An 18,571-nucleotide genomic window follows, 5' to 3' on the forward strand; every position below is an offset into this window, starting at 1 on the left:
GTGGGCGGCAACCTGGCTTTCGCGGACCCGCACAGCGACCTCGCCACCCTCTTCCTGGCCCTCGACGCGACGCTCGGCCTCTGGTCCCGGCGGGGCACGCGCGACATCGCCCTCGCGGACTTCATCCGCGGACCATACGAGACGGCGCGCGAGGAGGACGAGGTGCTGACCTCGGTTCGTCTGCGTACCTGGCCGCCCCAGACCGTCTCGGCCTATCTGAAATTCGGCGTGTACGAGCGTCCCACGCTGGGGGTGACCGTGGCGTGCGAGCCCAGCGTCCTTCGCGTCACCGTGGGTTGTGTCGGCCCGCGGCCTCAACGGCTCTTCGAGGTCGAGAGAAAGGGCGCCGGCGAGCCGGCGGCCGCTCTCCTCGCGCGAGCCGAGGAGCTAGGGGCCGCGGCCGCCCGCGAGGTCGACACGATGGCCGACCGCCACGGATCCGTCGAGTACAAGCGCGCGTTGACGGGCGTATGCGTGAAGCGGGCCCTCCAGGTCGCCGGCGCGCGGGCTCAGGGACAGGTCGTTCAAGCACGCTATGCCCACACCGTCATCGTCTAGCCTCGCCTGCACGGTCAACGGACGCGCCGTCGCGGTCGACGTCATGCCGCACAGCCTGCTCCTCGACGTCCTGCGGGAGCAGCTCGGCCTCAAGGGCGCCAAGCGCTCGTGCGATATCCAGGTGTGCGGCGCCTGCACGGTGCTGGTAGACGGCGCGCCCGTGAGCGCCTGCACCTATCTGGCCGTCGAGGCCGAGAGCCGCGAGATCCGCACCGTCGAGGGTCTCGCCGACGGCGACACGCTTCACCCCGTGCAGACCGCCTTCGTCGAGCATGGCGCGGTCCAGTGTGGCTTCTGCACCTCGGGCATGCTCCTGAGCGCGGCCGCGCTCCTCGAGGAGAACCCCTCGCCCACGCGCGAGCAGATCCTCCACTACCTCCGCGGCAATCTCTGCCGCTGCACGGGCTACCAGAAGATCATCGACGCCATCGCCGCCTGCGCAAAAGCGCCCCCTCACCCTGCCCTCTCCCCCTCGACGGGGGAGAGGGATTCAACAGAGCAACCTGCCCTGTCCCGCTCGACCGAGGAGAGGGATTCGACAGAGCAACCTGCCCTGTTCCCCTCGACGGGGGAGAGAGATTCAACAGGGCAACCTGCACAATTTCGAAACCCTCTCCCCCATCGGGGGAGAGGGCAGGGTGAGGGGGCGCTGCGCGTGGTCGGGCACTCGGTGCGGCGCGTCGACGCGCCCGAGAAGGTGACGGGGCGCGCGCGCTATGTCACGGACATGGAGCTGCCTGGCATGCTCCACGTGAAGCTGCTCCGATCGCCCTACCCCCACGCCAAGATCGTCCGCGTGGATGTCTCCCGCGCCCGCGCCGCGGCCGGCGTGCGCGCCGTGGTCACCAGCGCCGATCTGGACTGGTGCGATCCGTACTTCGGCCCCGCCTTCCGCGACCGCCCCATTCTCGCCATCGACGTCGTCCGCTACGAGGGCGAGCCCGTGGCCGCCGTGGTCGCGGACACCGAGAGCGCCGCCGCCGAGGCCCTCGAGCTGGTCGAGGTCGTGTACGAGGAGTTGCCCGCCGTGACCACTCTCGAGGAAGCGCTGGCCCCCGGCGCTTCCCTCGTCCACACCTCGGAGCCGCTGGCCGGCCACTTCGCCGATCTCTCCTCGCTCAAGCCCAGGCCCGGCACCAACATCTGCCACCAGTTCCACCTCGAGCGCGGTGGGGGCGCCGGCGCCTTCGCCGAGGCCGACGTCGTGGTGGAGGACGTGTACCGCTTCCCTCGCGTGCAGCACTACTCCATGGAGCCTCACGTGGCCCTCGCTTCCTGGGACGAGAGCGGCACCCTCACCGTCTGGGCGTCGACGCAGAATCCCTATTCGGTCCGCGTGGAGCTGGCCAAGATGTATCGCGTGCCGCTGAGCCGCATCCGCATCATCGTCCCGTCCCTCGGCGGCGGCTTTGGCGGCAAGACGTACGCCAAGCTCGAGCCCGTCGTGGGGGCGCTCGCGCGCATGGTGGGGCGCCCGGTCCGGCTGGCCCTCTCGGTAGAAGAAGCCTTCCGGACGGTGAGACGCTGCGATGCCAGCGCTCGAGTGCGGCTCGGCTTCAAGCGCGACGGCACGCTCTGGGCCGCCGAGTGCCACGCCGATTTCGACGTGGGCGCCTATGCCGACATCGGCCCGCGCATCATCCAGAAGGGCACCTACACGGCGACGGGGCCGTATCGAGTGCCCAACATCGTGCTCGACGCGAAGGCCGTCTACACCAATACGACGCCCGGCGGCGCCTTCCGCGGCTTCGGCGTGCCGCAGCTCGCCTGGGCCCTCGAGTCGCTCGTCGACGAGGCGGCTCGCGACCTCGGCCACGATCCCGTCGATCTCCGCCGGCACAATCTGCTCGGGCAGGGCGAGGAGTTCGCACCGGGAGACACGCCGATCGACGGCAAGTTCGAGGAGACCTTGAACCGGGCCACCGAGGCGATTCGCTGGTCTCAGCAGCCGGCCGCCGGTCGCGCCCGCGGTCTCGCCATGATGATGAAGGCCAGCGTCGCGCCCACGGTCTCCGAGGCCATCGTGCGCCTGCACGCCGATGGCAGCGTGACCGTGCTCGCGAGCACGGTGGAGATGGGGCAGGGCGCGAAGACGGTGATGGCCCAGATCGCCGCCGAGGTGCTCGCCGTCCCCATCGAGCGCGTCTTCGTGGCCATGCCGGACACCGCGATCACGCCCTACGACCAGACCACTAGCTCGAGCCGCTCGACCACCATGACGGGCAAGGCCGTGCAGGAGGCGGCCGTTGACGTGCGCGAGCAGCTGCTGCGCATCGCCAGCCGACACCTCGGCGTTGACGCGACCGCGCTGTGGCTCGAAGACGCCGCCGTGATCTCAGCCGGAGAGCGTCTCCCCTACCCGGAGCTGCTCCGGGAGCGCTTCGGCATGAGCGGCGGCGAGCTGATCGGGCGCGGCATCGTGGCGCCGGGTCGCAGCACGGCGGCGCTCGGCGGCAGCACGCCCTTCTGGGAGATGGCGGTGGGCGCCGCCGAGGTCAGCGTGGACGAAGAGACGGGCGCCATCACCGTTCACTCGTACGCGTCCGTGGCCGACGTGGGCCGCTGCATCAACCCTCAGCAGTGCGAGGGGCAGGACGAGGGCGCGGTCATGCAGGGCATCGGCCACACCCTGCTCGAGGAGATGCTCTACGAGAAGGGACAGCTCCTCAACGCGAACCTGGTCGATTATCGGGTGCCCTGGGCGGAGGACGTACCGGCGGAGCTCCAGTGCCGGTTCGTGGAGAACGGCGACGGCGCGGGGCCCTTCGGCGCCAAGGGCGCGGGCGAGGGCAGCCTCGTGCCCGTGAGCCCGGCCGTGGGCAACGCGCTCGCGCGGCTCACCGGCGTGCGCCTCCGCGAGCTGCCCCTGACGCCGGAGCGCGTGTGGCGCGCGCTCCGCGAGCGTCAGTCTCGCGCTTGAGCTGGGCCGAGCCCCCTCACCCATCCCTCTCCCCCGATGGGGGGAGAGGGATGGGATGGTCAGATCACTCGATCGCGCTTGAGCTCGGCCAGATCGGACTCCGAGAGCCCGGCCAGCTTGCCGTAGACCTCGGCGTTGTGCTCGCCCAGGAGCGGCGCACGCCGCAGCTCCGTGGGCGAGGCGGACAGGCGCACGGGATTGCCGGGCATGGGGAACTTGCCGCGCGTGGGGTGCTCGAGCTCCACGATCATCCCGCGCCCCCGCATGTGCTCGTCGGCGAGGACCTCCGCCGAATCGAGTACGGCGCCCGCGGGCACGCCCGCCCCCGCCAGGATCTTCATGGCCTCGTGCTTCGTGTGCTTTTCCGTCCACGCCTCGATCATCGCGTCGATCTCGTCCACGAACTGCACGCGGTCACGCCGATCGGCATAGCGCGGATCGTCGGCGAGTTCCGGCCGCCCGCAGATCTCCACCAGGGTCTTCCACATCTCCGCGGTGGCGCAGTGGACGAAGACGTAGTCGTTGGGCCCGAACGGGCGGCAACGGTAGATGTTCGACGGCGCCGCGGCGGCGGAGCGATTGCCCTGCCGGGGCGCCGGCCTGCCGCTCTGGTAGGTCTCGCGCAGGTGGATGCGTAGGAGGTTGACCACCGAATCCTGCTGCGCGACTTCGAGGCGCTGGCCGAGGCCTGTCGTGTGTCGCTGGACGATGGCGGCGAGGATCCCGATCGCCGTGTGGAGCCCGGCCCCGGTGTCGGCGAGCCCGCCGATGGCCTTGGTGGGCGGGCCGTCCGGATGGCCCGTCATGCTCATGGCGCCGGCCATGGCCTGGGCGATCCACTCGAAGCTCTTGTACTCCGCATACGGGCCGGTGCTGCCGAAGCCTTTCACGGAGGCGACGATGAGGCGCGGATTGAGCCGCGAGAGCGGCTCCCAGCCGAGGCCAAGCCGCTCGAGCGCTCCCGGCCCGAGATTCTCCACCACGACATCGGCGCTCTTGGCCATCTCGAGAAAGAGCGCGCGGCCTTTCTCAGACTTGAGATTGAGGGTGACGCCCTTCTTGTTCGAGTTGAGGAGCAGGAAGAACCAGGCGTCCTCGCCGCGCTTGTCGGAGAGCGCGTTGCGACCGGGCTCGCCGGTGGGCGGCTCGATCTTGATGACCTCGGCGCCGAGCCACCCCAGCATCTGGGTGGCGCTCGGGCCCGCCTCGTACTGGGTCAGGTCGAGGACACGAATTCCGTCAAGAGCCTTGGGCATCTTCACTCTCCTGATCTAGCTCAGATTCTTCATAGACACGTCTCGCCCCTTGATCTACTCAGCCCTCGCCTCGCGGCTGCGCCGCTCAGCTCGAACTGCGGTTGAAAATGAGGCCTGATTCATTCCTCTCAGGAGGAGTGCGGAATTTCCAAAATCCCTCTCCCCCAGAGGGGGAGAGGGCAGGGTGAGGGGGTCGGGCCTCTCGCATCAACCTGGCTAGGTCGTATACGCCGAGAAGCGCACCGTCTGCGCCCGCGCCTGGTCGTCCGTCATCACGTTGACCACGGCCGGCTTGCCGGAGGCATACGCGCGCTCCAGGGCGGGACGGATCTCGTGCGGCTTCTCCACCAGCTCGCCGTGCGCGCCCAGCTCCATGGCCACGCGGTCATACCGAGTGCGGCCGAGGTTCCGACCGGGCTTGGGCAGGGGCAGCGCCCACGAGGTGTCGGCCGTCCACCCGCCGTTGTTCGAGATGACGACGACGACGGGGATGCGATGCCTCACCGCCGTGTCGATCTCCATGGCGTTGATGCCGTAGGAGCCGTCGCCATGGAGCACGAGAACCTGAGTGTCCGGCTTGGCCACCTTGGCGCCCACGCCGAAGGGCACGCCCACGCCCATGCAGCCGAAGGCGCCGGAGTTCAACCGATGCCCTGGCACGTAGGTCGGAATGGACTGCCGCCCGAAGTTCAGGATCTCCTGCCCGTCGACCACGAGAATGGCGTCGCGCTTGAGGAAGTCGCGCACTTCCTTGCAGAGCCGGAGGGGATGGATGGGGGTGTTGTCCGAGGACATCGCCTTCTCCTGCTCGGCGTTCTTCTCGGCGTCGAGCACGCGCAGCTTGCCCACCCACGGCGCGTACTTCTTGGGATCGATCTTGCCGCGCGCCTCCTCGGTCAGCTGCTCCAGCACCGCCCGGGCGTCGCCCACGATGGGCACGTCCGCCTCGCGATTCCAGCCGAGCTGCGTGGGATTGATGTCGACGTGGATGACCTTGAGGTCTTTCGCGAAGCGCGGGGGGCGGCCGAACTGGATCACCCAGTTGAACCGGGTGCCCACGGTCAGCATCACGTCGGCCTCGGTGAACGCTTTGCTGCGCGCGTTCATGAAGGCCAGGGCGTGATCCTCCGGCACTGTGCCCCGCGAGATCGGCGTGGTGTAGAACGGGATGCCCGTGGCCTCGACCAGCGCCTGGAAGGCTGCCGCGCCGTCGGACCACCAGACGCCGCTGCCCCCCAGGATGACCGGTCGCTCCGCGCGCGCAAGGAGCGCGATCGCCTCTTGAATGGCTCCCTTGTCACCCATCGGTCGCGGCAGCGTCTTCCACGCCGGCGGGAACTCGATCTTCTCGTCGTCCACCTTCTCGCCAAGGATATCGCCGGGCAGGTCGAGATAGACGGGACCCGGCCGTCCCGTCGTCGCCTGACGGAACGCGGTGGCGACCATGTCGGGGATCCGGCGGGCGTCGTAAATGCGCTCCGCCCACTTCGTGACGGGCCGCATCACCGCCACCTGATCGATCTCCTGGAACGCTTCCATCCCGAGATAGACACGCGGGCTCGCGCCGCCGATGGCCACGAGGGGCGCGGCGTCCGTGAAGGCATTGGCGACGCCGGTCACGAGGTTGGTCGCCCCCGGCCCCGAGCAGCCCATGGCCACGCCGGGGCGGCGCATGACGCGTCCCCACGCGTGCGCGCTGAGGGAAGCGGCCTGCTCGTGCCGCGTGTCGACGGCGCGGATGCCCAGCTTGATGCAGGTGGCCTCGGTCTCCAGCATGGGGCCGCCCATCACGTAGAACATCGTGTCGACGCCCTGCGACTTCAACGCCCGCGCGAGCAGCTCCGATCCGATCACCGTGGCCATGTAGGCTCTCCTTGTCGAGATAGGTGCTCCGGACTTTATCACTTCTCGGCGACATTCGCAGCGCAGTGGCTGCCCCCCTCACCCTCCCCTCTCCCCCGAGGCGGGGGAGAGGGATTCAGAAAGACAGTCTGGCTCTCGAGGATGGATGTCATCTTCTTCTCATCCCTCTCCCCCATCGGGGGAGAGGGGAGGGTGAGGGGGCGGGCTAGAGAGGAAGGGCGAGGAGGGTGTCGATGCGGCTGCTGTCGCAGACCACGATGCGCTCGCGGAAGCGCAGGGCCCCGGCTTCCTCGACGATGGCGTCGAGATAGCGGCCGGTGGCGAAGAGATCCATGCGGCCATCGCGCATGATGCGCACGACGAGAAAAGGTGTCTCGGCCCGCACCACCCCGTCCGTCTCGCCGAGGAGCGCGGGCAGCCCGACCAGGTGGCGATAGCTCTGGCGCTCGTAGATGTTGGCCTCGCGGAGCGCGGCCACGCGGTCCTGCAGCATGCCCTTGGAGTCGGCGTACATGAGGCCGCCGGGATATCCCTGGCGCTGGTTGTCGGTCGAGGTGATCGAGTACAGGCACTGCTCGGCGAAGAACTCGGGCCAGTCCTCGAGGCGATCGTCGTCGATGGCGCGGGCGTAGTCGGCGTTGAGCTGCGCGACGAGGGGCTGGAGGCTGACGAGAAGGGGATCGGTCTCCGCCACCTCAGACCCCCATGTAGCGGCGATAGGCCTTCCAGAAGCCGCGCACCGAGGCCTCGGTGGCCCGGGTGTCCTGCGATTCGGCGCTCTCGCCGCCCATGTTGACCACGGAGAGCTCGTCGGCCGCCGTGGCGGCGCCGCGCTGCACGAAGCCGCCCACACAGCCGTCCTCCATCGAGACATAGCCCGCGGGCCCCACGAGATTGAGCTGCTTGAGCCGCCGGCGGTGCATCTCGGGGGTATCGTCCGTGAAGCCGAAGTACGTCCAGTGCAGCTCCATGCTCTCCGGTCCCTTGGGCAGGATCTGGCGCACGGCCAGGCAGTTCTCGATCTGCTGCAGGACGAAGTTCGGGAACACGGTCAGGATCTGCAGCTTGATCCCGTCGCCGTACTCGTCGACGCAGTCGAGGAGGCTCGGATCGGCCAGACGGTAGTTCTGGTGCTCCGAGCGAATGCCTTGCTCCCGATAGGCCGTGCTCACACGGTCATCGGCCCGATCGATCGTGTAGCTGGCATGGTGCCCGCCGTCGGGGCTGACGATGACGCCGCCGCCCTGGGTCAGACGCGTGATGCGGAAGGTGCCGAAGAAGGCGTGGAGCAGGCTCGCGTGATAGGTATCCTTGACGTTTTCGAAGTAGAGCTTCCAGTTGTTGGGCAGCACCTGGACGAAGCGGCCGAGCACGCGGACGGGCCGGTGCAGCACGCGCTCGATCCGTCCGAGAATCTCCTGGCCGAGATACTCCGCGATGGGCGGCGCCTGGGGCGAGAGGCTCGCGAAGACCAGCCCGTGCAGCGTGGTCGTCCTGAGCTTGCGCGGGCCGTGCTCCTCCTTGCAGAAGGAGGCGGGCATGCCCCCACGGCCGTGGGAGCCCTTCTCGAAGGCGATGCCGGTCAGGTTGCCGCGCAGATCGTACGTCCACGCGTGATAGATGCACTGGAAGCTCCGGGCCTTCCCCCGGTCGTCCAGCGCGATGAGGGCGCCGCGGTGCGCGCAGCGGTTCTCGAAGGCGCAGATGCTGCCGTCTTCCGCGCGAACGACGATGACGGGCATCTCGCCCACGAAGGTCGTGCGGAACTCACCCGGCCGCTCCACGTCGGACTCGAGACAGACATAGCTCCACACCGGCCCCTCGAAGATGCGGCGCAGCTCGGCGCGGTAGTTGGCCTCGTCCTGGTAGACCCAGTAGGGCACGCGAGTGAGTGTGTCTCCCGGCCAGGTATGTTGCGACTCGGTGGTGCTCATGCGCGGTCCCCCTCGGCGAGCGATCGCCGATCCGCAAAAAAATCGACTGCGGCCGAAGGTATCACACGCCGCGCGGGCCCGCCACCGTCAGGCGGCGCGCCGGGGGGAAGCGAAGGACCCGGCCCGGGAGGGCCCCCGTGTGGTCACCGCCGTCGATCACCACGGCGCCATTGACGATGACGGTGGAGATGCCGGCCGCGTACTGATGGGGCTCGTCGTAGGTCGCCCGCTCGGCGATGGTGTCGGGATCGAACACGGTGATGTCCGCCCACGCCCCCGGCCGGAGCTCGCCGCGGTCGGCGAGACCCAGGGCCGCCGCGGAGCCGCCCGTCATCTTGCGAACGGCCTGCGGCAGCGTCAGGAGCCCGCGCTCACGCACGCAGGACCCGAGCACGCGCGCGAAGGTGCCGTAGTACCGGGGATGCGGCTTGCCCTGGCCGGTCACCCCGTAGGGCGCCAGGGCACTGCCGTCGGAGCCCACGAGCACCCACGGCGTGCGCGTGATCTGGTCCACGTCCTCTTCCGCCATGCTTCGGATGAGAATGCGGGTATGGCCCCGGTCGTCGAGGAGGACATCGCAGACGGCGTCAAGGGGATCGATCTCTCGGCGTCGCGCGAGGTCCCCGAAGTTCCGGCCGGCGTCGGCGGGATGGAACGGCGAGACGGCGATGCGCACGGCGTCCCATGACGGGATCCGTCCGAAGTTGGTGAGGCCGTCGCGCGCGAGGTCCTCGCGAATGCGCCCGCGGACGGCCGGTTGGGCCAGCCGCTCGAGCATCGCGGAAACGCCGCCCTCCTGCACCCAGCCCGGCAAGAGGTTGCGCAGCGGGTTGGTCCCGGTGTCGTACGGGTACTGATCGCAGTCGATCTTGAGGCCGCGGCGCCGCGCGGCGTCGATCTCCGCCAGGAGCGCTTGCGCCCTGCCCCAGTTGTCGGTCCCCGACAGCTTGAGGTGGGCGATCTGCACATGGATTCCCGTTGCCTCCGCGACGGCCATCGCCTCGCGAACCGCCTCGAAGCCGCGATTGGCTTCGTCGCGGACGTGCGACGCGTAGGTGGCGCCGTAGCGCGCGAGCACCCGCGCGAGAGCGAGAATCTCATCGGATCCCGCGTAGCTCCCGGGCGCGGTGAAGAGCCCGGACGACAGACCAATCGCGCCCGCCTCCAGCGCCTCCGCGAGCAAGCCTGTCATCCGGTCCAGCTCGTCCGGAGTCGCAGGGCGGCGCTCCATGCCCACCGTCATGAGCCGCAGCGTGTTGTGACCGACCTGCATGATCGTGTTGACGGAGACGGAGGGGAAGCGGTCGAGGTACTCGGCGAACGTCGCGTCCTGGAACGGCAGACCCGGGGCGCTGGCCCCGAGGTAGTCCCCGAGCAGGGCGGCCGTGCCGGGCAGCGCGGGCGCGACTGAGAATCCGCAGTTGCCCACGACCTCGGTGGTCACGCCCTGGCGGATCTTGCCTTCGGCGCGCGGGTTCAGGGGCAAGGTGAAGTCGGAGTGCGTGTGGATGTCTATGAAGCCAGGCGCCACCACCTGGCCGCGGGCATCGATGGTCCGGCGCGCCGTACGGCCCGCCCCCGGCTCGATGGCCACGATGCGCTCATCGCGCACAAAGACCTCGGCCTCGCGTCCGGGCACACCGGTTCCGTCGATGACGAGCCCACCGCGGATCGCGAGGTCATCCATAGGTGGCGGTAGGCTACTGATTCCTCCACGGCCCCGCAAGTCAGGAGGCGATGTTACAATTTCCGCCGCACGATGGTGGTGCGAGCTGCAGGACGTCGCGGGGCTGGGGCCCCGCCGTCCGAGGCGAGCGAAAGATGACGGTTCCCCTCATGGCCAATGCCCTGACCGCTGTCCGGCTTCTCCTCATCGTGCCGTTCGCGCTGCTCATGGCTCGAGGCGGGACGCGCTATGCGGCGCTGGCCGCTCTCATGCTGGCCGTGGCCATCGCCACGGATCTTCTCGACGGGCCCCTCGCCCGACGCCGAGGCACCGTGAGCGCGGCGGGCGGCACCTTCGATCACACGGCCGATTTCCTCTTCGTCAACAGCGGCCTGGCCGCGGGGGCTTCGCGGGGCGCCTTCCCGTGGATCCTGCCCGTCCTCGTCGCGGCCGCCTTCATCCAGTACGTCGCGGATTCGTACTGGCTCCATCGCGGCCGCACGCTCCGCACGAGCCGGCTGGGCCGCTACAACGGCATCCTCTACTTTGCCCCGCTGGGCGGCGACATCCTCATCCGCCTCGGGCTCAGCTTCCTCCAGCCCCTCCTCACGCTCCTCGTCTGGATCCTTGTGGTCAGCACCCTCATCTCGATGGCAGAGCGGCTGCGGGCGGTCATGGCGCTTTCGCGTAGAGCTCGCGAGTCGCCCGCCGGAGAAAGAGAAGACCCATCCCGGCATTGAAGAGGATGAAGAAGTTGTGCTGGACGAAGCCGAAGGTGGTCATGGCCCCCGGCTGCGCGGGGAAGAGGAGCACCCAGAGCACGATGGCCACGGAGTGCATGGGGCCGGGCATGGCCGCCCCGAAGAAGATGACGGGCAGATAGCCGAGCATCTCGCCCAGGCCCACCGACACGCCGAAAAGCTTCAGGGCGAGTGCATAGACCACCACGGCCGACAGCATGGCGGGCGAGCGTAGGGCGATCACCGCGGCGTAGTGGTGGAGCCGGGCCAGCCGGAACGAGCGGAAGAGCGGGCGGTTGCGCACGGCGCCTCCCCACCCGACTCGTCCACTGAGCAGTCGCCCCGTGAAGAAGAGGTAGAAGACCACGAAGACGGCGGCCGAGATCAGGGCCAGCCACGGAATGACGTGAAACACGTTGGGAAGCCGGTCCCACTGCAGGAGCACGCCCACCGTGGCCCAGCTCAGCAGGTAGTAGTACTCGCAGAACATGATGAAAAGCATGCTCGAGCCCACTTCCCAGGCGGGAATGCCGTTGCGCCGGCTGAGATAGAGGGCGATGGCGCCCTTGCTGACCTGCTCGTTCACGATGGAGAGGATGTACGCGCTGGCGCGGATGGGCAGCACGTCGGTGTAGCGGAGCTTCGCGTTGAACCAGGTGATCACGCGCCACACCACCAGGCTGTCGATCAGCACGAAGAGCGCGCAGTACGGAATCATCAGGAGGAGCCAGCGGGACCAGCTGACGTTTTCGAAGATGGCCGCGAGATAGGGGACGAGCCCGCGTCCCTCCGCGGCGGCGGCCCGGGCGAGCCGGCTATACAGATAGACGAAGCAGCCCGCGGTGACGAGCCAGGGCAGCATGCGCTGCCACCATCGGCCTCTTCGCGGGCGCTTGGGGGCCGGCGCGCCATCGCCGGTCGGCGCCCCGCTCATGCGGCGGGGCGACACCTAGATTGAATTGCGCGCGAACAGCCGATCCCCCTCACCCTGCCCTCTCCCCCAATGGCGGAGAGGGATTCCAAAATAGGCCTCTCTTTCTGGATCCCTCTCCCCCGTCGCGGGGGAGAGGGCAGGGTGAGGGGGGCGTAGGATCGCAGAGTTGCGTTCATTGATGGTCCGCCCTAGCCCGGCAGGACCTTGAACACGAAGACGCGGCTCTTCTCGACGGCGGGCTGCTGCGGGTACTTCTTGGCCTTGGCCTCGAGCACGGCGTCCTTCTCCGTCTCATCCATGACCAGGGCCAGCTTCTGATCGTAGAGCTTGTCGCCGATCTTCAGCCGTACCCGTGGATCGCGCGTGATGTTTCGGTTCCAGGCCTTGTCGCGGGGGAACTGCTGGCCGGGGCGGTATACGGAGGTCAGATAGAGCGTGCCATCCTTCGCTGTGCACCCCGTCGTCACCGAGTGGGGGACGAGATACCACGTCTTCGTCTGCACGTAGATGTTGCCGTACTTGTCGGTGAAGGACCAGTCGGTGACGGGCGTGGCGACGACTTCTCCCGTGAGCCACAGGCCGGCGCGGCGGTCCTTGGGGTCGAGCCCGACCACGCGCAGCACGATGAGCGCTACGAGCAGGACCGCCACGATTGCGCCCACAACGATCACGAGCTTTCTCATGAGGGCTCCCCTTGAGCGCCGACTGTATCACGCGCGCGGCGCACCTGCGGTCAGTGACCAGATGCGGGCGGGCGTGAGAGGGAGCTCGTTGGGCTCGATGCCAAACGGCGCGAGGGCGTCGGCCACGGCGTTGGCGAGAGCGGCGGCGGGGCCAAGCGTGCCGCCCTCGCCGACGCCGCGGACGCCCGCCAGGTTTTCCGCCGGCTCCTCGATGTGGTCGAGCTCGAATGGCGGCATGTCGCTCGCGGTGGGCAGGGCGTAGTCCATGAGCGTGCCCGTGAGGAGCTGGCCGTCGGCGTCGTAGATCAAGTGCTCGGCGAGCGCGCCGGAGATGCCCTGGGCGATCGCCCCCTGCACTTGCCCCTCGACGATGAGCGGGTTGATGACGCGTCCCGTGTCCTCGACGCAGACGTAGCGCCGGATCGCGACCGCCCCCGTCGCCGGATCCACCTCCACCACCGCGGCCTGAGAGCCGGCCGCGAAGGTGCCGCGGATTGGATCATAGAAGCGCGTGGCCTCGAGGCCGGGCTCCATGTCCCCGGGCAACCGCTGCGTCTCCAGACACGCCACCCGCGCGACCTCGGCGTGCGACACCGACCGTTCGGGCACTCCTTTGACAAGGGCGCGGCCGTCGGCCATCTCGAGATCCTCGCGCGCGGCCTCGAGCAGATGCGCCGCGATGCGCGTGATCTTCTCGCGCAGGGCCTGGCTCGCCCGCATGGCGGCGCCGCCGCCGATCACGGCCTGGCGCGAGGCGAAGGCGCCCAGACCGAATGGCGTGGCATCCGTATCGCCGAGAACGACCGTGACGGCGTCGATCGACGCGCCCAGCTCCGAGGCCACGATCTGCGCCATCGTGGTCTCGAGCCCCTGCCCCTGTGACGTCACGCCGGCCAGCACCGTCACCGCGCCCGAGGGGTCCATGCGCACGGTGACACCCTCGTGGCCCGTGCGAAACGGCATACGCGGCCCCGCGGAGGCCGCCTGGCCCAGGCCCGTCAGCTCGTTGTAGTTGGCGAAGCCGATGCCGAGGTAGCGACCTTCTCGCCGCGCTCGCGTCTGCTCGACGCGGAAAGCTTCATAGTCGATCGCCTTCAAGACTTTCTCGAAGCAGACGGGATACGTCGGGCTGTCATGGACGAGGCGGGTGGCCGAGGCGTACGGCAGATCGCCGGGCCCGACCAGGTTGAGGCGCCGGATCTCGACCGGATCCAGGCCGAGGGCCGCGGCGCCGAGATCGAGCACCCGCTCCATGACAAACGTGGTGGCCGGGCGCGCGACGCCGCGATACGGACCTGCTGGCGCCGTGTGGGTGGCGACGGCGGCGACCTCGCAGCGGTAATTCGCCAGCTTGTAGGGGCCGGCCAGGAGCCCACCGGCCATGAGCGCCTCGAGGCCAGCGGTCCACGGATAGACGGAATACGCGCCGGCATTGCACGCGATCCGCACGTCCATGGCGAGCAGCCGACCCGCGCGATCGAAGCCGCCGCGCACCGCGTAGTGATGATCGCGCGCGTGCGCCGAGGCCTGGAGCCCTTCCCGCCGCTGCTCCACCCACTTGACGGGTCGTCCCAGGCGCATGGCCAGGAGACACAGGACGACATCCTCCGGATAGAGGATGGCCTTGACGCCAAACCCGCCGCCCACGTCGGGCGCGATCACGCGAATGCGGTTCTCGGCCAGCCCGAGGATCTCCGACAAACCATGACGCGCCAGATGCGGCACCTGAGTGCCGGACCACAACGTGAGCTTGCCCTCGCCCGCGTTCCAGTCCGCTACCCCGCCCCGGCCCTCGAGCGGCGCCGCCGTTTGGCGGTTCGTCCGGAACGTGCGCTCGATGACCACGGCGGCACCGGCCAGCGCCCTTTCCACCTCGCCGCTCTCGAACCGGCGCGACAAGAGCACATTGTCGGGCGCGGCGGCGTGCACGACCGCGGCGCCGCCGCGCGCCGCGACCACGTCCACCGCCGCGGGCAGCGGCTCGTACTCCACGGCCACGAGGGCGGCGGCGTCCTCGGCCGCGTACCGGTCTGCCGCCACGACGGCGGCCAGCGCCTCGCCGGCAAAGCGCGCCTCCGGCCCGGCCAGCACGGGCTGCTCGGTCTCGACATAGCTCGGCAGCGCGGACTTCGCCCGGATGCGATGCGTCGCGATGTCAGCATCAGCGCCCGTCGCGACGGCGACGACCCCCGCGGCCGCCCTGGCCGCCGTCGCCTCCACGGTCACGATCTTCGCGTGAGCATGCACGCTACGCACGAAGGCCACGTGGAGCATCCGCGGCAGCTCGACATCGCTGACGTACCGGCCGCGCCCGGTGACGAGCCGGCCGTCTTCCTTCCGCCGCACCCGCGCGCCGAAGACACTCACGGGGAGTACATATCACAAGTGCCTTGACGTCCCGGGTGTTTGGGCTCGACCCCTGTCCATCTCAGCCCTCGCCTCCCCACTCTCCTCGCCTGCGGCTCGTCGGCAGTGTCTCGGCTCGAACTGCGGCCTTCACCTTGGGAGAGGGACTCCAGCCCGGTTGCTCTCGCTTCCGCGCGTATCCAAAGGTGAACATTGACGGTCCCGATCGAAGGTAGTAGCGTCGCTTGAAGCCAATGAGTCAGGATAGCGATACCGAAGTCCGGATTCGACAGCTCGCAGCTGCCGGCTTGCCTAGGTCCGCGACGAGACTGGGGCCCATGCCGCCTGTCACGCTCCGTCGACGGAGGGGTGCTCCGCTCGCCAGAACCGTGCAGAAGGACCGTGAGTCCCGTGACAACACTGGTTAGATTGCAGGCGACAGCGAGCCGCCGGGGAGTAGAATCACCAGCATGACGTCGGATCCCGCCAAGCTCTTGCAGGAAGCGTTGAGGTTGTCGCCCGAGGCGCGCGCTGCCCTCGCAGTCTCGCTGTTGGAGAGCCTCGAGGAGGAGGTCGACGAGAGCGCGGAGGCGGCCTGGGCGGACGAGATCGCCAAGCGTCTCCGCGAACTGGACTCGGGTGCCGTCACACCGGTGCCGTGGTCTGAAGCGCGCCGCATGATCCTCGGACGGTAGTGCCGGCCGAGCCGGCCTGGCTTCACCCGGAAGCGATCCAAGAAGCCCGTGCCGCACGAGAGTGGTACAGTGCCCGGAATGCCGAAACAGCAGAGGCGTTCACGGCAGAGCTCGACACGGCAATCCACATGATCGACGAGGTGCCGCGGCGGTGGCCTCGGTATCTGGGCGAGACTCGTCGCTACCTGTTCGTCGGTTTCCCTTCTTCGTTGTTTTCCGCGAGGCTCACGATCGCATTGAGGTTCTCGCTATCGCGCATGCGCGACGCCGACCCGGATACTGGCTTCGTCGATAGCCCCGACAAGGCCTATCCAACCCTGCCTCAGTGAAGGCGACACCCTACTCCCGCGTGAGGAAGATGGGCAGACCCAGCTTGCGGTCATAGGTCGGGCGGTAGCGCTCGGTGTTGTACATGGTGGCGACATCCACCTTGCGCGGCCCGAGCGTGGGATCGGGAATCGGTTGCAGGGCAAAGCAGCCACCGCTGACCGCCGTCATGAGGTTTCCCCGGCCCTCGTGGATGGCATCCACGGCCATGTCCGCGAAGGTCGAGGCCACCATGCGGTCCACGAAATCCGGGCTGCCCGAGCGCAGCTCGTAGGTCAGGTCGCTGACGATCGTCTCTTCGCCGGTGGCCGCCTTGATCTCGGTGCTCAGATCCTCGGCCACGCTCATCTTCTTGCGATGGCCGAAGGCATCCGGCTCGCCGTACTCTTTCACCGTATAGCCTTCCCACTGGGCGCCCTCGGAGAGGATGACCAGCGCATAGTTGCTTGGATTGTTGCGCTTGTCGGCCACCAGCAGCTCGATCAGCTTGGCCAGGTTGACCCGGTATTCCGGAATGCAGCAGCGCAGCGACGTCACGTACGCGGTGTAGAGGGCCGTGTACCCGGCATCGCGCCCGAACACGCGGAAGATGCCGATGCGCTCGTGCGAGCCGACGGTGGTCCGCTGCCGGTCGATGGCCTCGATGGCGCGCGTGATGGCCGTGGAAAAGCCGATGCAGTACTCCGTGTTGCGCACATCGTTGTCCATCGTCTTGGGCACGGCGATCACGGGCATGCCCCGCCGCGCGAGCTCCGCCGCGTAGCCGAGCGTGTCGTCGCCGCCGATGGCGATCAGGTAGTCCAGGGCCAGGGCCTCGATGTTTCGCTGGACCGCGCCGGTCACGTCGTAGGTGAGGCCGCCGCTCGGGGAGGCCGCGGACGGAAATTCCTGCCCCGCGAGCACCGGAGGAAGCTTGGGCATCCGAGACGGGCTGGTGCGCGAGGTATGCAGGTAGGTGCCGCCAGTGCGGTCGATGGTGCGGGTGTTCTGCCGGTTCAAGGGGAGCACGTACCGGGTGCGGCTCTCCGGATCCTCCAGATTGACATGCGTCAACCCTTCCCAGCCGCGGCGGATCCCGATCACCTCGTACCCCAGCTCGCTGCCCCGGTACACCACCGACTTGATCACGGAGTTCAGGCCGGGCACATCGCCGCCACCTGTGAGGACGCCGATCCGCTTCACCGCCATCCGCGCTCCTGAGTCCTTCCGATCACGACTCATCGGGGTTGGGATCCGGGGTTGGGATCCGGTCTCAGATTCCTAAATTTCCTCACCGGTTCGTCTTGGCCAGCCCAGGCGGCTCACGCTCGATGTCGGAATGTAAAAGCAGACCTCCGTACTTACTAGGCGGCGGGACGTGTAGGTTTGGATGTTCTGGAAGCGCCGATAGCCCTCACCAGCTCGTAGAGACCATTGATGAGCGCCACCACGAGCACCGCGGATAGGAGCGACACACCAACTGCCCAAGCAATATGTTCCACGATCACCTCCAGAATGTAAGGGCGCTCGGCAGCATCACGGCGAAGACCCCGAGCACCACGCAACAATTGCCAACCAGTCTACCCGTCCCAAGATTTCTTCTCAAGATCTGGATGCCGATGCCAGCGACAAGGTTGACAGCAATGACGATAACGGCAGCAAGCAAAGAGCCTTCAGGTCCCCAGCCTTTCACCATCTCCGGAGCGGAGAAGATACCGCCAGTTACCCCGATTCCCAAGATGCACAAGTCCCAGGCCACATCGGTCATGAGCTCCCAGAGCAGGCGCGGCTTGGCGAGATACTCCACCCCAGACATGACGATAACGAAGAGAAACGGAATGACGACTGATCCGACGATCAACCGGATCATGCGGATACTCGGCTATTTGCCATATCGCCACCGTACTCAGCCGCCAATGACGCGTCAATTGTATCTTCTTCGATACACCAGCCTCCTTGACGAGGAGGAGGAGCTGCTCAAGAGCAACACCGTCCCCTCATTCACGCAGCTCTTGCCTCGTCGCTCGGAGCGAGGGCCTCGGCTCGAACTGCGGCCCTCCCCCCGATTGGGGAAAAGGGATCAAATTGACACTCCCGGGACACCCGCAGTACTGTGAGGCACCAGCAGCCACGCCAGCCGACCCGAGCCCTGCGAGGTACGTCCATGAAGATCAGCGCGTTCCACCTGATGCCGCACCGGGAGCTGCCCGACGATTTCGAGAAGCGCTACGAGTCCGTGTGGGTGACCCCGCCCTGGTGGGAGCTGGCCGATCCCGCCCGCGTGGGGCAGTACTACAACTGGACGCTCGACGAGCTCCTCTTCGCGGCGCGGGCCGGTTTCGACGGCGTCTGCACCAACGAGCATCACCAGAACGCCTACGGCTTCATGCCGAGCCCCAACCTCATGGGGAGCGTGCTGGCCAAGCAGACCAACGGCCTCGACGTAGCCATCGTCCAGATGGGGATGACGCTGCCGACCACCTCGCCGCCGGTCCGGGTGGCCGAGGAGTACGGCATGCTCGACTGCATCAGCGGCGGGCGGCTCGTGGCCGGCCTGCCTCTCGGCAGCCCCATGGACGTCAACCTCTGCTACGGCATCACGCCCATGGAGCATCGCGAGCGCTACCGCGAGGCCTTTGCCCTCACGATGAAGGCCTGGCAGGCGAAGGA

At 68.2% G+C, this 18,571-nt stretch carries 16 protein-coding genes; 6 read left to right on the forward strand and 10 right to left on the reverse strand.

Annotated elements, in window-relative coordinates; genetic code table 11:
• Both VGT00_06920 and VGT00_06925 read left to right on the forward strand, forming a co-directional pair.
• A partial coding sequence (locus VGT00_06920; GenBank protein ID HEV8531127.1) for an FAD binding domain-containing protein occupies positions 1 to 558 on the forward strand: 558 nt, incomplete at its 5' end.
• Positions 536 to 3,478, forward strand: a complete 2,943-nt coding sequence (locus VGT00_06925; GenBank protein ID HEV8531128.1) for a molybdopterin-dependent oxidoreductase — start codon at positions 536 to 538, stop codon at positions 3,476 to 3,478. The genes VGT00_06920 and VGT00_06925, both read left to right, overlap by 23 nt.
• Positions 3,479 to 3,537: 59 nt before the next feature.
• On the opposite strand, the gene VGT00_06930 is transcribed toward VGT00_06925, so the two are convergent.
• The 5 genes from VGT00_06930 to VGT00_06950 all read right to left on the reverse strand — a co-directional run bounded on the left by VGT00_06930 (position 3,538) and on the right by VGT00_06950 (position 10,218).
• On the reverse strand, positions 3,538 to 4,734 hold the full coding sequence (locus tag VGT00_06930; GenBank protein HEV8531129.1) for a CoA transferase: 1,197 nt from the start codon (positions 4,732 to 4,734) through the stop codon (positions 3,538 to 3,540).
• Between the two features lie 216 nt (positions 4,735 to 4,950).
• Positions 4,951 to 6,597, reverse strand: a complete 1,647-nt coding sequence (locus VGT00_06935; protein HEV8531130.1) for a thiamine pyrophosphate-binding protein — start codon at positions 6,595 to 6,597, stop codon at positions 4,951 to 4,953.
• A 205-nt stretch (positions 6,598 to 6,802) separates the two neighbouring features.
• A complete protein-coding gene (locus VGT00_06940) occupies positions 6,803 to 7,291 on the reverse strand; it encodes an aromatic-ring-hydroxylating dioxygenase subunit beta (GenBank protein ID HEV8531131.1) in 489 nt (162 codons plus the stop codon).
• Between the two features lies 1 nt (position 7,292).
• Entirely contained in the window at positions 7,293 to 8,531 is a 1,239-nt protein-coding gene (locus VGT00_06945; GenBank protein HEV8531132.1) for an aromatic ring-hydroxylating dioxygenase subunit alpha, read from the reverse strand.
• A gap of 61 nt (positions 8,532 to 8,592) precedes the next feature.
• A complete protein-coding gene (locus tag VGT00_06950; protein ID HEV8531133.1) occupies positions 8,593 to 10,218 on the reverse strand; it encodes a D-aminoacylase in 1,626 nt (541 codons plus the stop codon).
• Positions 10,219 to 10,352: 134 nt separating this feature from the next.
• Here VGT00_06950 and VGT00_06955 point away from each other — a divergent pair, with 134 nt between their 5' ends.
• Positions 10,353 to 10,937 carry a CDP-alcohol phosphatidyltransferase family protein gene (locus VGT00_06955; protein ID HEV8531134.1) on the forward strand — a complete coding sequence of 195 codons (585 nt, stop codon included), beginning with the start codon at positions 10,353 to 10,355 and terminating at the stop codon, positions 10,935 to 10,937.
• Here VGT00_06955 and VGT00_06960 read toward each other — a convergent pair.
• The 3 genes from VGT00_06960 to VGT00_06970 all read right to left on the reverse strand — a co-directional run bounded on the left by VGT00_06960 (position 10,870) and on the right by VGT00_06970 (position 14,921).
• The gene (locus VGT00_06960; GenBank protein HEV8531135.1) at positions 10,870 to 11,799 is read right to left on the reverse strand and encodes a hypothetical protein; all 930 of its coding nucleotides are present in this window, start codon (positions 11,797 to 11,799) and stop codon (positions 10,870 to 10,872) included. The two genes, VGT00_06955 and VGT00_06960, sit on opposite strands and share 68 nt — an antisense overlap.
• A gap of 260 nt (positions 11,800 to 12,059) precedes the next feature.
• Entirely contained in the window at positions 12,060 to 12,554 is a 495-nt protein-coding gene (locus tag VGT00_06965; GenBank protein ID HEV8531136.1) for a hypothetical protein, read from the reverse strand.
• Between the two features lie 27 nt (positions 12,555 to 12,581).
• Positions 12,582 to 14,921, reverse strand: a complete 2,340-nt coding sequence (locus VGT00_06970; GenBank protein HEV8531137.1) for a xanthine dehydrogenase family protein molybdopterin-binding subunit — start codon at positions 14,919 to 14,921, stop codon at positions 12,582 to 12,584.
• 449 nt (positions 14,922 to 15,370) lie between these two features.
• Between VGT00_06970 and VGT00_06975 the strand changes: the two genes are divergently transcribed.
• Together VGT00_06975 and VGT00_06980 are read left to right on the forward strand one after the other, a co-directional pair.
• Positions 15,371 to 15,595, forward strand: a complete 225-nt coding sequence (locus VGT00_06975) for an addiction module protein (protein HEV8531138.1) — start codon at positions 15,371 to 15,373, stop codon at positions 15,593 to 15,595.
• Positions 15,595 to 15,924 carry a type II toxin-antitoxin system RelE/ParE family toxin gene (locus VGT00_06980; protein HEV8531139.1) on the forward strand — a complete coding sequence of 110 codons (330 nt, stop codon included), beginning with the start codon at positions 15,595 to 15,597 and terminating at the stop codon, positions 15,922 to 15,924. The genes VGT00_06975 and VGT00_06980 overlap by 1 nt, the downstream gene beginning before the upstream one ends.
• A 10-nt stretch (positions 15,925 to 15,934) precedes the next feature.
• Here the strand turns inward: VGT00_06980 and VGT00_06985 are convergent, their stop codons facing one another.
• Both VGT00_06985 and VGT00_06990 read right to left on the reverse strand, forming a co-directional pair.
• Positions 15,935 to 17,110, reverse strand: a complete 1,176-nt coding sequence (locus VGT00_06985; GenBank protein ID HEV8531140.1) for a 6-phosphofructokinase — start codon at positions 17,108 to 17,110, stop codon at positions 15,935 to 15,937.
• A gap of 295 nt (positions 17,111 to 17,405) precedes the next feature.
• The gene (locus VGT00_06990) at positions 17,406 to 17,771 is read right to left on the reverse strand and encodes a hypothetical protein (GenBank protein ID HEV8531141.1); all 366 of its coding nucleotides are present in this window, start codon (positions 17,769 to 17,771) and stop codon (positions 17,406 to 17,408) included.
• A gap of 294 nt (positions 17,772 to 18,065) precedes the next feature.
• Here VGT00_06990 and VGT00_06995 point away from each other — a divergent pair.
• Positions 18,066 to 18,571 (forward strand): LLM class flavin-dependent oxidoreductase (locus tag VGT00_06995; GenBank protein HEV8531142.1); only part of this gene is annotated, 506 nt, incomplete at its 3' end.

This window comes from Candidatus Methylomirabilota bacterium (assembly GCA_036002485.1).
Lineage (GTDB): Bacteria > Methylomirabilota > Methylomirabilia > Rokubacteriales > CSP1-6 > AR37.